We start from the raw sequence: 17,050 nt of genomic DNA, 5'->3' as shown, positions 1-17,050 counted from the left end.
GGTTATTCCTAGTTATCTATAAATTAAGAGGCCAGCGCTTCGCCGGCCAGCTGGCGCGACGAGCGCACCAGCGCCGCCACGTCGAGGATCAGGGAAACGCCGCCGTCACCGAGGATCGTGGCGCCGGAAATCCCGGCCACCTTGCGGTAATTCGATTCCAGATTCTTGACCACCACGTGCTGCTGCCCGACCAGATCGTCGATGAGCAGGGCTGCACGCTTGCCTTCGGACTCCAGGATCACGACGATGCCCTCGCTCGGCTCGGTCACGCGCGAAGCGATCCCGAACATGCCGTGCAGGGCGATCAGCGGCAGGTATTCCCCGCGCACCTTGAGCACCTGGCCGCGGCCGGCGATCTCGCGCACGTCTTCACGGCGCGGTTGCAGGGACTCGACGACATAGCCTAATGGAAGGATATAGATTTCCTCACCGCAACGTATAGTCATCCCGTCCAAAATGGCGAGAGTCAGTGGTAAAGAGATCGAAATCGTGGTGCCAAAGCCACGCGCGGAGCGGATGTCGACCGAGCCGCCCATCGAAGTGATATTACGTTTGACAACATCCATGCCAACGCCGCGGCCCGAGACGTCGGTGACGACGTCGGCCGTGGAGAAGCCCGGTGCGAAGATCAGCTGCCAGACTTCGGAATCCGGCATGTTGTCCGAGACGGGAATGCCGTTCTGCGCGGCCTTGGCCAGGATGCGCTCACGGTTCAGCCCGCCGCCGTCGTCCGCCACTTCGATGACGATGTTGCCGCCCTGGTGGCCGGCCGAGAGGAACAGGCGCCCTGCTTCGGACTTGCCGGCGGCGGCGCGCGCGGCCGGCATTTCGATGCCGTGGTCGATCGAATTACGCACCAGGTGCGTCAGCGGGTCGACGATGCGCTCGATCAGGCCCTTGTCCAGTTCGGTCGCGGCGCCATGGGTGATGAAGTCGACCTTCTTGCCCAGTTTGCTGGCCAGGTCGCGCACCATGCGCGGGAAGCGCGAGAACACGAAGTCCATCGGCATCATGCGGATCGACATCACGGCTTCCTGCAGCTCGCGGGTATTGCGCGTGAGCTGGGAAACGGACGAGAGCAGGCGCTCGTGCAGCATCGGGTCGAGCCCGCTGGAGCGCTGCTCGATCATGGCTTGCGTGATGACCAGTTCGCCGATCAGGTTGATCAGTTGATCGACCTTTTCGACCGAGACCCGGATCGAGGACGACTCGGCGCCCTTTTCGTCTTTTTTGGCCGCCTTCTTTTCCACCGCTTCGACCACGTCGACCGGGCTCAAAGGCGCCGCCGCAGGGGCATCGACCCCGGCCAGTGCGCGGATCTGCTCGATCGGCTGGAAGAAGCCATAGCCGCGCTCGTCGTCAGAAAGCTCAGCGTCGGGGCTCGGCGCGTCGTCGGCCGGGTCGAAGAAGCCATAGCCCTGCTCTTCTTCGATGCGGGCGCGCTCGCTCGCCTCGATGGCGCGCTGCTGCGGCGTCAGGGGCGGGGCTTCGAAAATCTTGAGGTCGTCCGGGTCGAGCACGAAGGAGCAGATGGCGACGATGTCGTCCAGGCTCTCGTGGGTCGTGATGATGAGCGCGCTGCGTCCGCCCGCCAGGGGCGTGACCGAGACGCGGCCCATCAGGCCCAGCTCGTCGACCAGGGCGTTCACGTCGCGCTGCTCGACAGCGGGCAGCTCGATCTTGTAGCGGTGGGCGCCCTCGCCGGTCTGGGCTTTCGGTTCGGCGTGCAGGAAGGATGGCGCGACGATGGAAGCCGCCGGCACCAGGCCTTCGGACAGGTCGTGCAGCACCATGCGCACGTTGGCGACCGAGTCCTGGTCGACCCAGGCGCCGTTGCGGTGGCCGCCCAACTGCATCTTGAGCGTGTCCTTGGCTGCTAAAAACGCGTCCACGTGCTGCGAGGTCAATGCCATCTCGCCCTTGCGGATGCGGTCGAGCAGGGACTCGAGCACGTGCGTCACTTCGCTCATGTCGGTGATGCCGAAGGTCGAGGCGCCGCCCTTGACCGAGTGCGCGGTGCGGAAGATCGCGTTCAGGTCTTCGCTATCCGGGGCGGCCACATCGACGCCCAGCAGCAGCCGTTCCATTTCGGCGAGCAGCTCTTCGGCCTCGTCGAAAAAGACCTGGTAAAACTGGCTGATGTCGATCGTCATGGGGTAGTCCTGGCGAGAATCCTGCGAATTGCGTTACAGCGCTGCGTCATCGCCTCAGCCGATCACTTTCTTGACGACTTCGATCAGCCGCTGCGGGTCGAACGGCTTGACTAGCCAGCCGTTCGCACCGGCCGCGCGGCCTTTCGATTTCATTTCGTCCGACGATTCGGTGGTCAGCATCAGGATCGGCACCTTCTGGTACTCGGGCAGGCCGCGCAGGTGCTTGATCAGCGACAGGCCGTCCATGCGCGGCATGTTCTGGTCGGTCAGGACCAGGTCGACGACCTGGTTCTTGGCCTTGTCCAGGCCATCCTGGCCATCGACCGCTTCGACCACCTGGTAACCGGCCGCCTTCAGGCTGAACGCCACCATCTGGCGCAGCGAGCTCGAATCGTCGACCGCGAGAATTGTTTTAGCCATGTTGTGCTCCTGCTGTTTTCTTTGATTTCGGGATAGTGTGGCGGCCGGACTGTCAGAACAGTTCGATGTCGCCGCTTTCGAGATGCTGTTGTTCGACCGATTTGCGCAGCACGCTGCGCAGCTCGAGCGACTGGATCGCCAGCGCCATGCTGACCTTGCCCAGGCGCTCGACGATTTCGTCGCTGCCCGTCTCGGGATGGATCTCCGCCCCGTGTTCGTCGAGCGTGCCGAGGAATTCACGCAGCCCCGTCACGCGCTTGAGGGTACGCTCGATCAGCTGGCTCGTCATGTCCTGGAACTGCATGCTGGTGATCGCCGTGTTCACATGGGTGCCGATTTCGCCCGACATGCCCGACAGCGTGGCCGAGTCTTCCGGCGTCAGGCTGCCGCCCGCCAGCAGGCGGTCGATCGCTTCCTGGCGCGCGCCGACCGCGCTATGGATCGCCATGAAGCTGCTGGTGAGCTTGTCCACCGCCTCTTCAAGCAGCAATTCGGTCTGCAGCAGGTCGGTCTCGACTTCGCTCAGGTGGCGCCGCCCGTGCGCCGACACGCCCGACAGCAGGCGTTTCACGTGCGAACCTAATATCTTTTTTCTTGTCATTGTGTCCTCCTGCTGCTTACTTGGTCGCGGCAACAACGGCCTGTGCGGCCGCCTTGCCGTCGTCCGCCGGCACGTCGAGCGTGGCGGCGTCGCGCATGATGGCTTCTTCGGTGCGCTTGTTCATCACGATAATGCTGATCCGGCGGTTGATCGGGTTGAACGGATCGGCGCGGTCGAGCGGCGCAGCCGCGGCCAGGCCGACCACGCGCAGGATCTTCTCGTCGGCCAGCCCCCCCACCACCATCGCGCGGCGCGAGGCGTTGGCGCGGTCGGCCGACAGTTCCCAGTTGCTGTAGCCGGCGTCGCTGAAATACGGGGTCGAATCGGTGTGGCCCGACAGGCCGATCCGGTTCGGCACGTCGTTCAGGACCATGCCCAGCACGTGCAGGATGTCGCTGGTATACGGCTGGAGCGTGGCTTTCGCCAGCGCGAACATCGGGCGGTTCTGCTCGTCCACGATCTGGATGCGCAGGCCTTCGCTGGTGATGTCGAGCAGCAGCTGGTTCTGGTATTTTTTCAGGACCGGATTGGCTTCGATGACCGACTCGATCTTCATCTTGAGGGACTTCAGGCGCTCGCCTTCGGCCTTCTCGAGCGCAGCCTTGGCGGCGTTCAGGTCGTAGGTCTTCTTGTTGGTCTCGGTATCGCCCTTGTTGACCTGGCCGTTGCGGCGCGTGAGGTCGGTACCGCCGCCCTTGATGACGGAGGAGCTGTCGCCGGAACCGGAGCCGCCCGACATCGCCACCTTCAGCGGATTCTTGAAATGTTCGGCGATGCCTTCGAGGTCGCCCTTGGAGGTCGAACCCAGCAGCCACATTAAAAGGAAGAAGGCCATCATCGCCGTCACGAAGTCGGCGTAGGCGATTTTCCAGGCGCCGCCATGATGCCCGCCAGCGGTCTTCTTGATCCGCTTGACGATGATCGGGCGCATTCCTTCATCGGCCATGGCTTACTTGGCCTTCGATTTCTTGATGTGTTCTTCGAGCTCGGCAAACGTCGGGCGCTCGGTCGAATACAGCACCTTGCGGCCGAATTCGACGGCCAGGGCCGGGGCGTAGCCGTTCAGGCTGGCCAGCAGGGTCACCTTCACGCACTGGAACATCTTGCTCGACTCGTCCAGCTTCTGCTCGAGCAGGCTGGCAAGGGGTGCGACGAAGCCGTAGGCCAGCAAGATACCCAGGAAGGTACCGACCAGCGCCTTGGCGATCAGGATGCCCAGTTCCGCCGGCGGAATGCCGACCGATTCCATCGTGTGGACCACGCCCATGACGGCCGCCACGATACCGAAGGCCGGCAGGCCGTCGCCGAGCTTGGCGATCACGTGAGCCGGCACCAGGCCTTCGTGATGATGGGTCTCGATCTCGTTGTCCATCAGGTTCTCGATCTGGAAGGCGTCCATGTTACCGGACACCATCAGGCGCAGATAGTCCGCCATGAATTCGATGATGTGATGGTCGGCCAGCACCAGCGGGTATTTCGAGAACAGCGGGCTCGCTTCGGGCGCTTCGATATCGCCCTCGATCGACATCAGGCCTTCCTTGCGGACCTTGGACAGGACGTCGAACAGCAGCGACATCAGTTCCATGTACATTTCGCGCGTATAAGGCGAGCCCTTGAACAGGCCCGGCATCGCCTTCATTGTCGCCTTGATCGACTTGTTGTTGTTACCGACAAAGAATGCGCCGACGGCCGCGCCGCCGATCATCAGGAGCTCGATCGGCTGGAACAGGATGGCCGCATGCCCGCCGGCCAGGATGAAGCCGCCGAACACCGAAGCACAGACAATGACGTAACCAATAATAACTAACAAGAACGTGCTCCAGATGGCAACTAGCAGTGACGCGGATGCGACGCGAGTATCCGAGACAATGTATCTCAGAAAAAATATTTACTTGGGGAACTACTACAGCTGGAACAATAGCTTGAGAATGGCCTACGGGCAAGTAAAAAGGCCCGATTTGTGGCCTAAAAGTGCCATATGTAGAGAGTTCGACCAGTATCTTGTAGATGGAGCGATACCGGCGCAGGTGCGGCGGGAATAGCGAATTCATAACTCATCAGCATGCTGCCGGGAAGCATTTCGCGCTGGGCCTTGCGCCAGAGCGCCGTCATCGCTGCCGGCGAGAGGTAGGCGAACACGGCGTCGTACTGGCCGAAATCGAGTGACTCATAGTCGCCGCGCACGAAGCGCGCCCGGCTGCCTTGCAGGCGCGCACGCAGGAAACTGGCCAGCCAGGGCAGCGGCGCCAGTTCGATTCCGGTCGCCTGCGCATCCGGGCGGCGCCGCGCCAGGTCGAGCACCAGGCCGCCCAGGCCGCTGCCGATGTCGATCACCTTCACTGCCCTGCCCTGCGGCAGCTGCGCGGCCACCGCCGCCCAGGCCGTCTTGCCGGACGGGTAGTAGGGCACCTGGGTGCGGAAGGTCGACCAGTACAGCACCAGCATGAACAGGAAGACGGTCAAGAACAGCCAGGGCGGCAAGTCCAGGCCGCTCGCGCCGTATAAGGCCAGCGGGAACAGCAGGCAGATCGCGATCCACCAGGAGGCCAGGCGCCAGCGCCAGGTGAAGAGCGCGGCAAACGCGCCTTGCAGGAGCGCGGCCACGAGATAGGTCGGCTGCATGGCGGCGCGCGCGAGCAGGTAGACGGTGAGCAGGGTCAGCGGAAAGGCGGCGATCTGGCAGAGGAGCGCGCGCACGGCGGGTGCGCGCAGGAGCGTGAAGGTCACGGGAGTTACTTACGCCCCGCCCTGGGCATCCTGGCGGGCCGCTTCGATGGCGTTGGCGGCGTCGAGCGCGGCGGCGTCCTTGGCCTTGCGCGTCTTGCCGGCGCGCGAAGGCATGTGGCACAGGCCGCACTGGTAGTCGCTGTTCAGGTCGAATGAATTGACGACGAACTTGCCCTTGCACTTGCCGCAGGGGGCCAGCGCCAGCATGTTGCTCTGGAAGAAACGCACCAGGGTCCAGGCGCGGGTCAGCGAGAGCAGCGGCTCTTCGCCGGGCGCGGCCGGCATTTGTTCGAGGTAGAGTTTATAGGCCTTCATCACCGCCTGGACGCCGGTGGCACCGGCATGTTCGACCAGGAAGTTATAGATATTGATGAACAGCGAGGAGTGGATGTTCGGTTGCCAGGTCAGGAACCAGTCGGTCGAAAACGGCAGCATGCCCTTGGGAGGCGACATGCCCTTCAACTCCTTGTACAGCTTGATGAGGCGCTCGCGGGACAGCGAGACTTCGCTCTCGAGCAATTGCAGGCGGGCGCCCAATGTGATCAGCTCGATGGCGAGCTGGATTTCCTGCGCTTCTGATACGACGCTTTTTTTACTCATCCGACGGCTCCGCTTGGTTCACAGCTATCCTACACCATCAGCCTGAGCTCAGCGGGATTTTACAATGTAGCCCAGTGGAAATTTATCCACTGACAGGCAACTTAGGCGATTTCTTCAGCAGGCTGGCCGGCCATGAGGATGGCGGCGTGGGACTGGGCCAGTGCGCGATCCTTGGTGTGGCTGGTGAGCATCGACAGGATCGCGGTGTCATCGAAGCGGAAGCGGGCCAGCATCATGTTGCCGCCGGCGAGCTTGAGGATCTGGGCGTTGCTCATGCCTTCGATCAGGTCGGCGATGTCGGCCGAGATGCCCAGACGGAAAATGGCGGTGACTTTGTCGGCGCGGATCATTTGCTGGGCCAGCATCAGGTAGCTCAGGTTGGCGTCGCGAATTTCAGCCATCATGTCGTTTGCAGTCATTTTTATTCTCCATCTTCCGTTGAACCTGGCGCTATGTGTGTTGCCAGTGAGATAGATTCTGACTGTACGGAAACTTTTGGGGAATCGGACGGACACTGTATTTTGCGTCCGGTAAACGCGGGTGTACCCGTAGGAGTTTGTCTGACAAACCCGGGCCAAGGTGGGGTGCGCTCCTATGAAGCAGGAGGCTGAAGCGGTGATGCGAACTGGGCTGTATCAACTTGCTAGCCAGCGCGGCAATCTGCTCATGTGTTGGTTTACGTCAACCAAATCCAGAACTTTAGGGTCGTTTTGAAATTAATTTCGACCCGCTTTCTTGCCTGATGCACCTTTAACGGCAGCATCGCGAGGAACTTTAGGGTGATTTCAAACTATTTTTGAACTTTTTTCGTCACCGTTCTGCTGCCTCTGACTCCTTTACGGCAGCGTTCGGCTGAACTTTAGGGTTCAGAGTGAAAAAAGTTCAAAAAAGTTCAAAAAAGTTCGTGGCAGGGACAACAGATGCAAAAGCGTCATCTTGCAGCTGACTTCAGCCTCCCTTTTCTTGCTACACTCCCGCCCGAACGGCCCTGCCCTCCACCTCTCTATATAGACATGAGCATGAGCGAACTTTCGATTACCCGCGCCGGCTGCATCGCGCGCGACGCCGCCGATCCCCTGGCGCCCCTGCGCGAGCGCTTCGACCTGCCGCCCGATGTCATCTACCTCGACGGCAATTCGCTGGGCGCCCGTCCGCGCGCGGCGCTCGAGCGCGCACAAGCGGTGGTGGCGCGCGAATGGGGCCAGGACCTGATCAAGAGCTGGAACACGGCCGGCTGGTTCGACATGCCCAAGCGCCTGGGCGAACGCCTGGCCCCGCTGATCGGTGCGCAGGCGGGCGAAGTGGCCGTCACCGACACCACCTCGCTCAACCTGTTCAAGGCGCTGGCCGCCGCCGTGCACATCCAGGCCGCGGGGCTGAACGCGGCGCGCCGGGTCATCGTCACCGAACGCAGCAACTTCCCGACCGATATCTACATGGCAGAGGGACTGAGCGCCTGGCTGAAACAGGGCTACCGCGTGCGCCTGGTCGACTCCGTCGACGAACTGCCGGGAGCAATCGACGCTGACTGCGCCGTCGTCATGCTGACCCACGTGAACTACCGGACCGGCTACCAGCACGACATGGCCGCCCTCACCCGCCACGCGCACCAAAATGGTGCATTGATCGTCTGGGACCTGGCCCACTCGGCCGGCGCCGTGCCGCTCGACCTGACGGCCGCGGAAGCCGACTTCGCCGTCGGCTGTACCTATAAATACCTGAACGGCGGTCCCGGCTCGCCCGCCTTCATTTGGGTGCCGCGGCGCCACCAGGCGCAGTTCCAGCATCCACTCACCGGCTGGTGGAGCCACGCCAGGCCCTTCGCCATGGCGCCCGGCTTCGCACCGGTTGATGGCATCGGCCGCGCGCTGTGCGGCACCCAGCCGGTGGTGTCGCTGGCCCTGGTTGAGTGCGGCCTCGAAGTCTTCGAAGAAACCAGCATGGACGCGATCCGCGCCAAGTCGCTGGCCCTGACCGACCTCTTCATCGAACTGGTGGAAGCCACCTGCGCCGGCCACCCGCTGGGCCTGGTCACGCCACGCGCGCATGCCCGGCGCGGCAGCCAGGTCAGCTTTACCCATCCGCACGGCTATGCGGTGATGGCGGCCCTGATTGCGCGCGGCGTGATCGGCGACTACCGCGAACCGGAGATCATGCGCTTCGGCTTCACGCCGCTGTACACGCGCTTTGTCGACGTCTGGGATGCGGTGGCGATCCTGAAGGATATTCTCGACCGTGAAGACTACGACGTGGCCGCCGAACGCGGCGCGGTGACTTGAGGCGTACATGGACAACGATCAGAAAAAACCCGCCGACTGGCATGGCGCGAAGATGGACTTCAAGGAGTCGATGAGCTACGGCGACTACCTCGGCCTGAACCAGATCCTGTCGGCCCAGCACCCGCTCTCGCCGAACCACAACGAGATGCTGTTCATCATCCAGCACCAGACCAGCGAACTCTGGGTCAAGCTGATGCTGCACGAACTGCACGCGGTGCGCGTGCACCTGCGCGCCGGCGAACTCAATCCCGCATTCAAGATGCTGGCGCGCGTGGCCCGCATCATGGACCAGCTGGTGCACGCCTGGGACGTGCTGGCGACCATGACGCCGTCCGAATACACGGCCATCCGCCCCTATCTCGGCGCCTCCTCGGGCTTCCAGTCGCACCAGTACCGCGAACTCGAATTCATCCTCGGGAACAAGAACGCGGCCCTGCTGGCGGTGCACGAAAAGAATCCGCCGGCCCATGCCGTGCTCTCCGGCGCCTTGCAGACAGCTTCGATCTATGACGAAGCCGTGCAGCTGCTGGCGGGGAGCGGCTTTACGATCTCCCCCGAACGCCTGGCGCGCGCGCCAAGCGAGGCGACCGCGCACGACGATTCGGTGCAGGCCGCCTGGCTCGCCGTCTACCAGGATCCGGAACAGCACTGGGCCTTGTACGAACTGGCCGAAAAGCTGGTCGACCTGGAGACAGCCTTCCGCTTCTGGCGCTTCCGCCACGTGACGACGGTCGAGCGCATCATCGGCTTCAAGCAAGGCACCGGCGGTACGGCGGGCGTGAGCTATCTGCGCAAGATGCTTGACGTGGTGCTGTTCCCGGAACTGTTCGCGCTGCGCACGGCGCTGTGAACGGCCGACCGTTAGCCCATGTAGAATGGATTGAACGACAAGGAGGCGGCATGGATGGCGACGTACTGATTTTGTCGGGCTTGTGGAATTCGGGCCCGCAGCACTGGCAGTCGCATTGGGAAGCGCGCCATCCCGCGTGGCGCCGCGTTCAGCACCGCGACTGGAACAACCCGGTGCAAAGCGAATGGGTCATTGAACTCGATGCGGCAATCGCCACCTGCAATGGCGCGCCGGTGCTGGTCGCGCACAGCTTGGGCTGCATGCTGGCCGCGCACTGGGCGGCGTCCGGTTCGCCCCTGCGCGCAGCCGGCGCCTTCCTGGTCGCGCCGAGCGACGTCGAGGCCCCATCCTACCCGATCGACGCCAACGGTTTTGCGCCGGTGCCGATGGCGCGCCTGCCTTTTCCCAGCGTGGTCCTCGCCAGCACGAATGACGAATTCGTCAGCCGCGAACGGGCGCGCGCCTTTGCCGAGGCCTGGGGCAGCAGCTATGTCGAGATCGGCGACGCCGGCCATGTGAATGCCGACGCAGGCTTCGGCGACTGGCCCGAGGGCGAGCAGCTGCTGCTCGACTTCCTCGCCCAGCTGCGCGCCTAGCCACGGCTGCAAGCTCAGGGATGCCTTTATCATGGCCGCTGCACCACCAGGCACGACCATGACAACCCCGGTCTTCCCGCTTCCCCGTCCATTTTCGCTCTACCTCGACTGCTGCCGCTTCCTGGCGGCGGTGCTGGTCGTCGTCAGCCACTTTGTTCCCTATGGCGTGGTCGCCCCCAGTGCCGTCGCCTGGTTGCCCAACCTCGGGCGCGAATCGGTGGTGGTGTTCTTCGTGCTCTCCGGCTTCGTGATCGCCTACACCACAGAGTACAAGAACGCGAGCCTGCATGATTACTGCGTGGCCCGCTGCACGCGCATCTATTCGGTCGCCCTGCCCGTGCTGCTGCTCGGTTTTGCCGTGGCCGCCGTGCTGGTATTGTCGGGCCAGGGGACGCTCGCGCATTACTACCAGCTGGCCAAACCCTGGCTTTACCTGCCGCTGCACCTGCTGTTCATGGGCGAACTCTGGACCGTCTCCGAACCGCCGCCGCTGCTCGCACCCTACTGGTCGCTCGGCTACGAGGTCTGGTATTACGTCCTGTTCGGCGCGGCCTTCTACCTGCGCGGCAGGCGCCGGCTGGCCGTCGTCGGCTCGGTGCTGCTGTTCGTGGGGCCGAAGCTCTGGCTGCTGCTGCCGGTATGGCTGGCCGGCGTGGGCGCCTACCACTGGCACAAGACGCATACGATCGCGCGTCCGCTGGCGCTCGCCGGCTGGTGCGCAACGCTGGCGCTGCTGGCGGCGTTCAAGCTGGGCGACCTGGATGCGGCGCTGCGCGCATTCGCCCTGGCACACTGGCCCTGGACCGGACTGCCCCTGAAAAGCGCCGACCGCTACCTGGCCGACTACCTGGTCTGCGTGCTGGTCGTGGTGAACTTCCTGTGCGCGAAGAGCGCCGGCCTCCAGGCCCTGCTGCGCATCGAGCGGCCGGTGCGCTGGCTGGCCTCGTACACCTTCACGCTCTACCTCTCGCATGCCCTGGTAATGAAGACGTGGCTGCTCGTCTATCCGCACCGCCAGTCGCATCCTGGCGATGTGCTGGCGCTGGTGATGCTGATCATCGCGGCGACCCTGATAATTGGCCAGCTGACCGAACATCGCAAGCAGCTGTTCCAGACCGGGTTCACCAGGCTTGCGCGGCGCGTCTTCTTCCACGCCAGCGGCGCGCCGGCGCCACGTTGAAGCCAGCCCCGCTCCCGGGCAGCGCACTGTCGGAAAACCTTACAGCCGAGCAAAATTTAACGCAGCTGGCAGCCGTAAATACTTGATTTGCCTCATGCTTTATTTCCTGGCACAAATTGTGCTAATGGATGAGCTGTAATTAAAACTAAACCATAGGGGTGTCTCATGCGTAAATTTCTGCTTTCCTTCCTTCTCGCAATCAGCGCAACAGCGGCCAATGCCGACGTGTTGACGGCCGACATCAAATCTGCTGCCGACCTGCCATACTGCTGCCAGCGCAGCGGTCCGTTGACCGCCGAATACAGCGGTGCGATCGGTAGCGGCTTCGAGATCAACGGCAGCACCGCGTTCGACAATCCGTCGATTTGGAGCGGTGGCCGCGTCTTCATCGACCTGAACCCAAGCACTGGACTGCTGACCCTCGATTCGCAGGACAACCTGGACTTCCAGACCTACGTGCTGACCATCGATAACCTCACATTCGATGCCGGCCAATACCTGCGCGGCCTGAGCCTCGTATCGGATCAGCTGACCACGAACGCCGCCGCCCAGTTCAGCTTCACGGGCAACAGCCTGCGCATCGCCTACGACTCGCGCGACATCTTCAATTTCACCACCAATAACGCCGTGTTCCAGCTCGATATCGGCCAGCGCAGCGACGTGCCTGAGCCTGCCAACCTTGCGCTGTTTGGCCTGGCGCTTGCCGCCCTGGCCGGGGCACGCCGCCGCAAGACCTGATCGCCGAACCGGCGCCAGCATATAAAAACGGCCCGGGCATCGCTGCCCGGGCCGTTTTTTCGTCTACTCCTCCGGCGTTTACTTCGCCATCGCCAGCAGCATCTCGTTCAGGCGCTTCACGAAGCTCGCCGGGTCAGCCAGGCTGCCGCCTTCGGCCAGCATCGCCTGGTCGAACAGGATATGCGACCAGTCGGCAAAGCGCGCCTGGGTCGCATCTTCGTACTTCAGGCGCGTCACCAGCGGGTGGTTCGGGTTGATCTCGAGGATGGGCTTCGACTCGGGCGCGTTCTGGCCGGCGGCCTTGAGCATGCGCACCAGGTTGGCCGACAGCTCGTGCTCGTCCGCCACCAGGCAGGCCGGCGAATCGGTCAGGCGGTGCGTCACGCGCACGTCCTTGGCCTTCTCCGCCAAAGCGCCCTTCATCTTCTCGACCAGGTCCTTGTACTGGGTCTCGGTCTCTTCGTGTTCCTTTTTCTCGGCTTCGTCTTCCAGCTTGCCGAGGTCCAGGCCGCCCTTGGCCACCGAGGTCAGTTCCTTGCCGTCGAAGTCGGTCAGGAAGGACAGCATCCACTCGTCGACGCGGTCGGTGAGCAGCAGCACTTCGACGCCCTTTTTACGGAAGATCTCGAGGTGCGGGCTGTTCTTGGCGGCGTTGAAGTTATCGGCCGTGACGTAGAAAATCTTGTCCTGGCCTTCCTTCATGCGCCCGACATACTCTTCGAACGACACGGTCTGGTCGTCCGACGCGTTCTGGGTCGAGGCGAAGCGCAGCAGCTTGGCGATGCGGTCCTTGTTGGTCGCGTCCTCGCCGATGCCTTCCTTGAGCACCTGGCCGAATTCCTTCCAGAAGGTGACGTATTTGTCTTTCGTCTCGGCTTCGTCCGCGTTCGCCATTTCTTCCAGCATGCCAAGCACGCGCTTGGTCGAACCTTCGCGGATCACCTTCACGTCGCGCGACTCCTGCAGGATCTCGCGCGAGACGTTCAGCGGCAGGTCGGCCGAATCGATCACGCCTTTAATGAAGCGCAGGTAGGTCGGCATCAGCTGCTCGGCATCGTCCATGATGAAGACGCGCTTGACGTAGAGCTTGATGCCGCTGCGCTTGCTGCGGTCCCACAGGTCGAACGGCGCGTGGCTCGGCACGTACAGCAGCTGGGTGTATTCGCTGCGCCCTTCCACGCGGTTGTGCGTGAAGGTGAGCGGCTCCTGGAAGTCGTGCGAGACGTGCTTGTAGAACTCGTCGTACTGCTCTTTCGTGATCTCGGAGCGGTTGCGTGCCCACAGCGCGCTGGCCTGGTTCACGGTCTCGAACTCGTCGCGCGCGACGGTGGCTTTCGCCTCTTCGTCCCACTCTTCCTTCTGCATCAGGATCGGCAGCGAGATGTGGTCGGAGTACTTGCGGATGATCGATTTGAGCTTCCAGTTCGACAGCAGCTCTTCTTCGCCGGCGCGCAGGTGCAGAATGACGTCGGTGCCGCGGCCGACTTTCTCGATCGATTCGACGCTGTAGTCGCCTTCGCCGGCGGACTCCCAGCGCACGCCTTCCGATGCATCGGCACCCGCACGGCGCGTCTCGACCGTAATGCGGTCGGCGACGATGAAGCCGGAATAGAAGCCCACGCCGAACTGGCCGATCAGGGCCGCGTCCTGCTGCTGGTCGCCCGACAGGCGCGAGAAGAATTCCTTGGTGCCCGATTTGGCGATCGTGCCCAGGTGCGAGATGACTTCCTCGCGGCTCATGCCGATGCCGTTGTCGGAAATCGTGATCGTTTTCGCTTCCTTGTCCAGCGTGACCCGGATTTTCAGCTCATGGTCATTGCCGTACAGGGCGTCGTTGTTGATCGCTTCGAAGCGCAGCTTGTCGGCCGCGTCGGAGGCGTTGGATATCAGTTCGCGCAGGAAGATTTCCTTGTTCGAATACAAGGAGTGGATCATCAGTTGCAGCAGCTGCTTTACTTCAGCTTGAAAGCCAAGGGTTTCTTTTTCGGCGTGCGCCATCTTGTTCCTCGTTAGTTACAGATTGAACGGATTAGGTGTTGAACGGATTGCTGCAATATTGGGATAGCGTGTCGGTTTTCAAGAGGCCCTCGCAAGCGCGGCCGAAGGAGGCGGCGCCAGCAGACGCCGCGCCGCCACGTGTACCACCAGTGCGCAGCCCAAAGCGAGTGCGAACGCGGTCCCGACGCGCCCCGGCTGCAACTGCAGCGCCAGCACGACGCAGAACACGGCGAACCCATAGAAGCCGGTCACCATGCCGCGCAGCAGCGCCACCGCGCTGCCGCGTCCGGCGCCGGCATGGGCGAAGCCCACCAGCACGCTGCCCATGACGGGGAACATGGCCAGAAAGCCCGACAGGCGCGCACCCAGGTGGGCCGCGCCGGCCGTCACCGCCAGCACCAGCGCGGCGGCGGCGAGCATGCGCCAGGGCAGATCGTTGCGGCGCGCGCCCACGGCGACCGGCACGGCCGGCGGAAACAGGCGCCCCGCCAGCAGGAGCGCAGCCCACACCAGCAGGAAGCCCGCAGCCGGCGGCAGGCGCAGCGTCTGCAGCAGGGCCACGCTCGCGGCCCAGGCCAGCAAGGCCAGCGTCATGGAACCGGCCACGCCCCAGCGCACTGAGGCCCAGGCATACACCAGGCAGAACACGAGAATCGCCAGCACCGCCAGCAGCGTCCCCTCGGCCGCGTGCGCGGCAAAGGCCGCGCCCTGCTCCAGGTTCAGCGCAAACAGGATCGGGCCGGCGACGATCGGAAAGGCCGACAGCCAGCCGGCCACGCCCGGCCCCCAACGCCGGCCTGCCAGGGTGACGAGCCAGATCAGGAGCGGGACCAGGAAAAGCTTGAGCGCGAAAACCGGGGTAAACAAGGTGTATCTCCCTCTTGAGCCGCAACTGCGGCAAGCCGCGATGATACCACCAAGCAATATCGAGTTGATAACAAAATGCAATGTCCGCCCTGGGTTGGCGCCACGCGCCCCTTACCGCGGCGGTGTCCAGCGCGCCCTTCAAGACGTACAATACCGGCTTCATCCACCGCATTGGAATTGCCATGTCCGTCTACGACAAACTGAAGGAACTGAACATCACCCTGCAGCAGGCCGCCGCCCCTGCCGCCGCCTACGTCATGTACGTGCAGACCGGTAACCTGGTCTTCATTTCGGGCCACATCGCCAAGAACGCGGACGGCTCGGTCAATGTCGGCCAGCTCGGCAAGGACAAGACCACCGCCGACGGCCAGGCCGCCGCGCGCGCGATCGCCATCGACCTGATGGGCACGCTGCAGGATGCCTGCGGCGGCGACCTGACCCGCGTCACGCGCATCGTCAAGCTGATGAGCCTCGTGAATTCGACCCCGGACTACACCGAGCAGCACCTGGTCACCAACGGCGCCTCGGAACTGTTCGGCGAAGTCTTTGGCGACGCCGGCAAGCATGCCCGTTCGGCCTTCGGCGTGGCCCAGATCCCGCGCGGCGCCTGCGTCGAGATCGAGATGATCGTCGAAGTGGCATAACAAACGCATTCCGGGGCCGGGCTTATCCGCCCTGGCCCCTTTCGCGGGCAGCTTACCCAGCGCGCCCATCATGGCCGGCACCGGATACCGGGCCGGCGATTCATTCCTGTGAGACCAGCATGAAAATCGAGAATCCCCATCCCATCCAGTGGCAGTTTTCGGAACGCGCGCAGGGGCTGCAAAGCTCCTTCATCCGCGAGATCCTGAAAATCACCCAGCGCCCGGAGATCATTTCGTTCGCCGGCGGCCTGCCTTCGCCCGCCACCTTCCCGGTCGAGCGCATGAAGGCAGCCTACGACAAGGTGCTCAGCGAAGCCGGCAAGGTGGCGCTGCAGTACGGCCCGACCGATGGTTATGCGCCGCTGCGCGAATGGATCGCCAATTCGCTGTCCACGGAAGGAACGAAGATCCTGCCCGAGCAGATCCTGATGGTGTCGGGTTCGCAGCAGGCGCTCGACCTGATCGGCAAAGTGCTGATCGACGAAGGCAGCCGCGTGCTGGTCGAAACCCCGAGCTACCTCGGTGCGCTGCAGGCCTTCTCGGTCTACCGCCCCGAGTTCGCCTCGGTCGCCACCGACGAGGACGGCCTGGTGCCGTCCTCGATCGACGCCGTCGCCAAGGGCGCGCGCCTGCTGTATTCGCTGCCGAACTTCCAGAACCCGACCGGCCGCTCCCTGTCGCTGGCGCGCCGGCGCGAGCTGGTCGACACCTGCGCCCGCCTTGGCCTGCCGCTGATCGAGGACGATCCCTACGGCGCGCTCTCGTACTCGGGCGAGCCGATGCCGAAGATGGTGGCGATGAACCCGGACGGCGTCATCTACATGGGTTCGTTCTCGAAAGTGCTCACGCCCGGCATTCGCCTGGGCTACGTGTGCGCGCCGCTGCCGCTGGTGCGCCGCCTCGAGCTGGCCAAGCAGGCCGCCGACCTGCACACCGCCCAGCTCACGCAGATGGTGGTGCATGAGGTGATCAAGGACGGCTTCCTCGACGAGCATATCCCGACCATTCGCGACCTGTACGGCAAGCAGTGCCAGGCCATGCTCGACGCGATGGCCGAGCACTTCCCGGCCAGCGTCTCCTGGACCAAGCCGGAAGGCGGCATGTTCATCTGGGTCACGCTCCCGAAAAGCATCGACGCCATGAAGCTGCTCGACACCGCGATCGCTTCGCGCGTGGCCTTCGTTCCGGGCGCGCCTTTCTATGCCAACGAAGGCGAAACCAATACGCTGCGCCTGTCCTTCGTGACGGTACCGCCCGAGCGCATCCGCGAAGGCATTGCGATCCTCGGCAAGCTGATCGCGGCATTGCTGTAACGGCTTGGGGCAGCTGCAGCAGGCAGCGGCTGCCCCTTCCTGATTGAATACCTTAAGTTACTGATAACATTGCAATTATTGGTT

The 17,050-nt window shown here is 63.4% G+C and carries 17 protein-coding genes; 7 read left to right on the top strand and 10 right to left on the bottom strand.

What is annotated here, in order from left to right:
* Nucleotides 1-23: 23 nt before the first annotated feature.
* From cheA to flhD, 8 genes are all read right to left on the bottom strand, one after another.
* Entirely contained in the window at nucleotides 24-2,153 is a 2,130-nt protein-coding gene (gene cheA, locus NMB41_RS09115; RefSeq protein WP_494382145.1) for a chemotaxis protein CheA, read from the bottom strand.
* A 54-nt stretch (nucleotides 2,154-2,207) separates the two neighbouring features.
* Nucleotides 2,208-2,573, bottom strand: coding sequence for a response regulator (locus tag NMB41_RS09110; RefSeq protein ID WP_136218645.1), 366 nt, complete (start codon nucleotides 2,571-2,573; stop codon nucleotides 2,208-2,210).
* A gap of 52 nt (nucleotides 2,574-2,625) precedes the next feature.
* The gene (locus NMB41_RS09105; RefSeq protein WP_494382144.1) at nucleotides 2,626-3,174 is read right to left on the bottom strand and encodes a chemotaxis protein; all 549 of its coding nucleotides are present in this window, start codon (nucleotides 3,172-3,174) and stop codon (nucleotides 2,626-2,628) included.
* 16 nt (nucleotides 3,175-3,190) lie between these two features.
* A complete protein-coding gene (motB, locus tag NMB41_RS09100; RefSeq protein ID WP_494382143.1) occupies nucleotides 3,191-4,120 on the bottom strand; it encodes a flagellar motor protein MotB in 930 nt (309 codons plus the stop codon).
* Nucleotides 4,121-4,123: 3 nt separating this feature from the next.
* Nucleotides 4,124-4,984 (bottom strand): flagellar motor stator protein MotA, encoded by an 861-nt coding sequence (motA, locus tag NMB41_RS09095; protein WP_494382142.1) that lies wholly within the window; start codon nucleotides 4,982-4,984, stop codon nucleotides 4,124-4,126.
* Between the two features lie 155 nt (nucleotides 4,985-5,139).
* Nucleotides 5,140-5,901: an SAM-dependent methyltransferase gene (locus NMB41_RS09090; RefSeq protein WP_494382141.1), complete on the bottom strand. Its 762-nt coding sequence runs from the start codon at nucleotides 5,899-5,901 to the stop codon at nucleotides 5,140-5,142.
* 9 nt (nucleotides 5,902-5,910) lie between these two features.
* Nucleotides 5,911-6,501 carry a flagellar transcriptional regulator FlhC gene (gene flhC / locus NMB41_RS09085; RefSeq protein WP_494382140.1) on the bottom strand — a complete coding sequence of 197 codons (591 nt, stop codon included), beginning with the start codon at nucleotides 6,499-6,501 and terminating at the stop codon, nucleotides 5,911-5,913.
* Nucleotides 6,502-6,602: 101 nt separating this feature from the next.
* The gene (flhD, locus tag NMB41_RS09080) at nucleotides 6,603-6,920 is read right to left on the bottom strand and encodes a flagellar transcriptional regulator FlhD (RefSeq protein WP_229437064.1); all 318 of its coding nucleotides are present in this window, start codon (nucleotides 6,918-6,920) and stop codon (nucleotides 6,603-6,605) included.
* Between the two features lie 600 nt (nucleotides 6,921-7,520).
* On the opposite strand from flhD, the gene kynU reads away from it, so the two are divergent.
* The 5 genes from kynU (at nucleotide 7,521) to NMB41_RS09055 (ending at nucleotide 12,144) form a co-directional block, all read left to right on the top strand.
* Nucleotides 7,521-8,780 (top strand): kynureninase, encoded by a 1,260-nt coding sequence (kynU, locus tag NMB41_RS09075; RefSeq protein WP_494382139.1) that lies wholly within the window; start codon nucleotides 7,521-7,523, stop codon nucleotides 8,778-8,780.
* A gap of 7 nt (nucleotides 8,781-8,787) precedes the next feature.
* Nucleotides 8,788-9,630 carry a tryptophan 2,3-dioxygenase gene (kynA, locus tag NMB41_RS09070; RefSeq protein ID WP_494382138.1) on the top strand — a complete coding sequence of 281 codons (843 nt, stop codon included), beginning with the start codon at nucleotides 8,788-8,790 and terminating at the stop codon, nucleotides 9,628-9,630.
* Between the two features lie 50 nt (nucleotides 9,631-9,680).
* Nucleotides 9,681-10,226, top strand: a complete 546-nt coding sequence (locus NMB41_RS09065) for an RBBP9/YdeN family alpha/beta hydrolase (RefSeq protein ID WP_494382137.1) — start codon at nucleotides 9,681-9,683, stop codon at nucleotides 10,224-10,226.
* Between the two features lie 58 nt (nucleotides 10,227-10,284).
* Nucleotides 10,285-11,406: an acyltransferase family protein gene (locus NMB41_RS09060; RefSeq protein ID WP_494382136.1), complete on the top strand. Its 1,122-nt coding sequence runs from the start codon at nucleotides 10,285-10,287 to the stop codon at nucleotides 11,404-11,406.
* Between the two features lie 165 nt (nucleotides 11,407-11,571).
* On the top strand, nucleotides 11,572-12,144 hold the full coding sequence (locus tag NMB41_RS09055; protein WP_494382135.1) for a PEP-CTERM sorting domain-containing protein: 573 nt from the start codon (nucleotides 11,572-11,574) through the stop codon (nucleotides 12,142-12,144).
* A 78-nt stretch (nucleotides 12,145-12,222) separates the two neighbouring features.
* Here the strand turns inward: NMB41_RS09055 and htpG are convergent, their stop codons facing one another.
* Both htpG and NMB41_RS09045 read right to left on the bottom strand, forming a co-directional pair.
* Nucleotides 12,223-14,142 (bottom strand): molecular chaperone HtpG, encoded by a 1,920-nt coding sequence (gene htpG, locus NMB41_RS09050; RefSeq protein ID WP_494382134.1) that lies wholly within the window; start codon nucleotides 14,140-14,142, stop codon nucleotides 12,223-12,225.
* Between the two features lie 78 nt (nucleotides 14,143-14,220).
* Complete coding sequence (locus NMB41_RS09045) at nucleotides 14,221-15,009, bottom strand: hypothetical protein (protein WP_494382133.1); 789 nt, start codon at nucleotides 15,007-15,009, stop codon at nucleotides 14,221-14,223.
* A gap of 182 nt (nucleotides 15,010-15,191) precedes the next feature.
* On the opposite strand from NMB41_RS09045, the gene NMB41_RS09040 reads away from it, so the two are divergent.
* Together NMB41_RS09040 and NMB41_RS09035 are read left to right on the top strand one after the other, a co-directional pair.
* Nucleotides 15,192-15,653, top strand: a complete 462-nt coding sequence (locus NMB41_RS09040) for a RidA family protein (RefSeq protein ID WP_494382812.1) — start codon at nucleotides 15,192-15,194, stop codon at nucleotides 15,651-15,653.
* Between the two features lie 119 nt (nucleotides 15,654-15,772).
* Nucleotides 15,773-16,966 carry an aminotransferase-like domain-containing protein gene (locus NMB41_RS09035; protein WP_494382132.1) on the top strand — a complete coding sequence of 398 codons (1,194 nt, stop codon included), beginning with the start codon at nucleotides 15,773-15,775 and terminating at the stop codon, nucleotides 16,964-16,966.
* The last annotated feature ends 84 nt before the right edge of the window (nucleotides 16,967-17,050 follow it).

It is taken from the genome of Massilia sp. FBCC-B171, from assembly GCF_059134155.1.
Note: the sequence above shows the minus strand (reverse complement) of the source record. Positions and strands in the feature narration are given on the sequence as shown.

Excerpts from the sequence above, each read along its gene's own strand:
- NMB41_RS09035 (WP_494382132.1), top strand. The coding sequence starts at position 15,773 with ATGAAAATCGAGAATCCCCATCCCATCCAGTGGCAGTTTTCGGAACGC.
- NMB41_RS09110 (WP_136218645.1), bottom strand. The coding sequence starts at position 2,573 with ATGGCTAAAACAATTCTCGCGGTCGACGATTCGAGCTCGCTGCGCCAG.
- kynA (WP_494382138.1), top strand. The coding sequence starts at position 8,788 with ATGGACAACGATCAGAAAAAACCCGCCGACTGGCATGGCGCGAAGATG.
- NMB41_RS09060 (WP_494382136.1), top strand. The coding sequence starts at position 10,285 with ATGACAACCCCGGTCTTCCCGCTTCCCCGTCCATTTTCGCTCTACCTC.
- NMB41_RS09055 (WP_494382135.1), top strand. The coding sequence starts at position 11,572 with ATGCGTAAATTTCTGCTTTCCTTCCTTCTCGCAATCAGCGCAACAGCG.
- motB (WP_494382143.1), bottom strand. The coding sequence starts at position 4,120 with ATGGCCGATGAAGGAATGCGCCCGATCATCGTCAAGCGGATCAAGAAG.
- kynU (WP_494382139.1), top strand. The coding sequence starts at position 7,521 with ATGAGCGAACTTTCGATTACCCGCGCCGGCTGCATCGCGCGCGACGCC.
- NMB41_RS09105 (WP_494382144.1), bottom strand. The coding sequence starts at position 3,174 with ATGACAAGAAAAAAGATATTAGGTTCGCACGTGAAACGCCTGCTGTCG.
- flhD (WP_229437064.1), bottom strand. The coding sequence starts at position 6,920 with ATGACTGCAAACGACATGATGGCTGAAATTCGCGACGCCAACCTGAGC.
- NMB41_RS09065 (WP_494382137.1), top strand. The coding sequence starts at position 9,681 with ATGGATGGCGACGTACTGATTTTGTCGGGCTTGTGGAATTCGGGCCCG.
- cheA (WP_494382145.1), bottom strand. The coding sequence starts at position 2,153 with ATGACGATCGACATCAGCCAGTTTTACCAGGTCTTTTTCGACGAGGCC.
- htpG (WP_494382134.1), bottom strand. The coding sequence starts at position 14,142 with ATGGCGCACGCCGAAAAAGAAACCCTTGGCTTTCAAGCTGAAGTAAAG.
- NMB41_RS09040 (WP_494382812.1), top strand. The coding sequence starts at position 15,192 with ATGTCCGTCTACGACAAACTGAAGGAACTGAACATCACCCTGCAGCAG.
- flhC (WP_494382140.1), bottom strand. The coding sequence starts at position 6,501 with ATGAGTAAAAAAAGCGTCGTATCAGAAGCGCAGGAAATCCAGCTCGCC.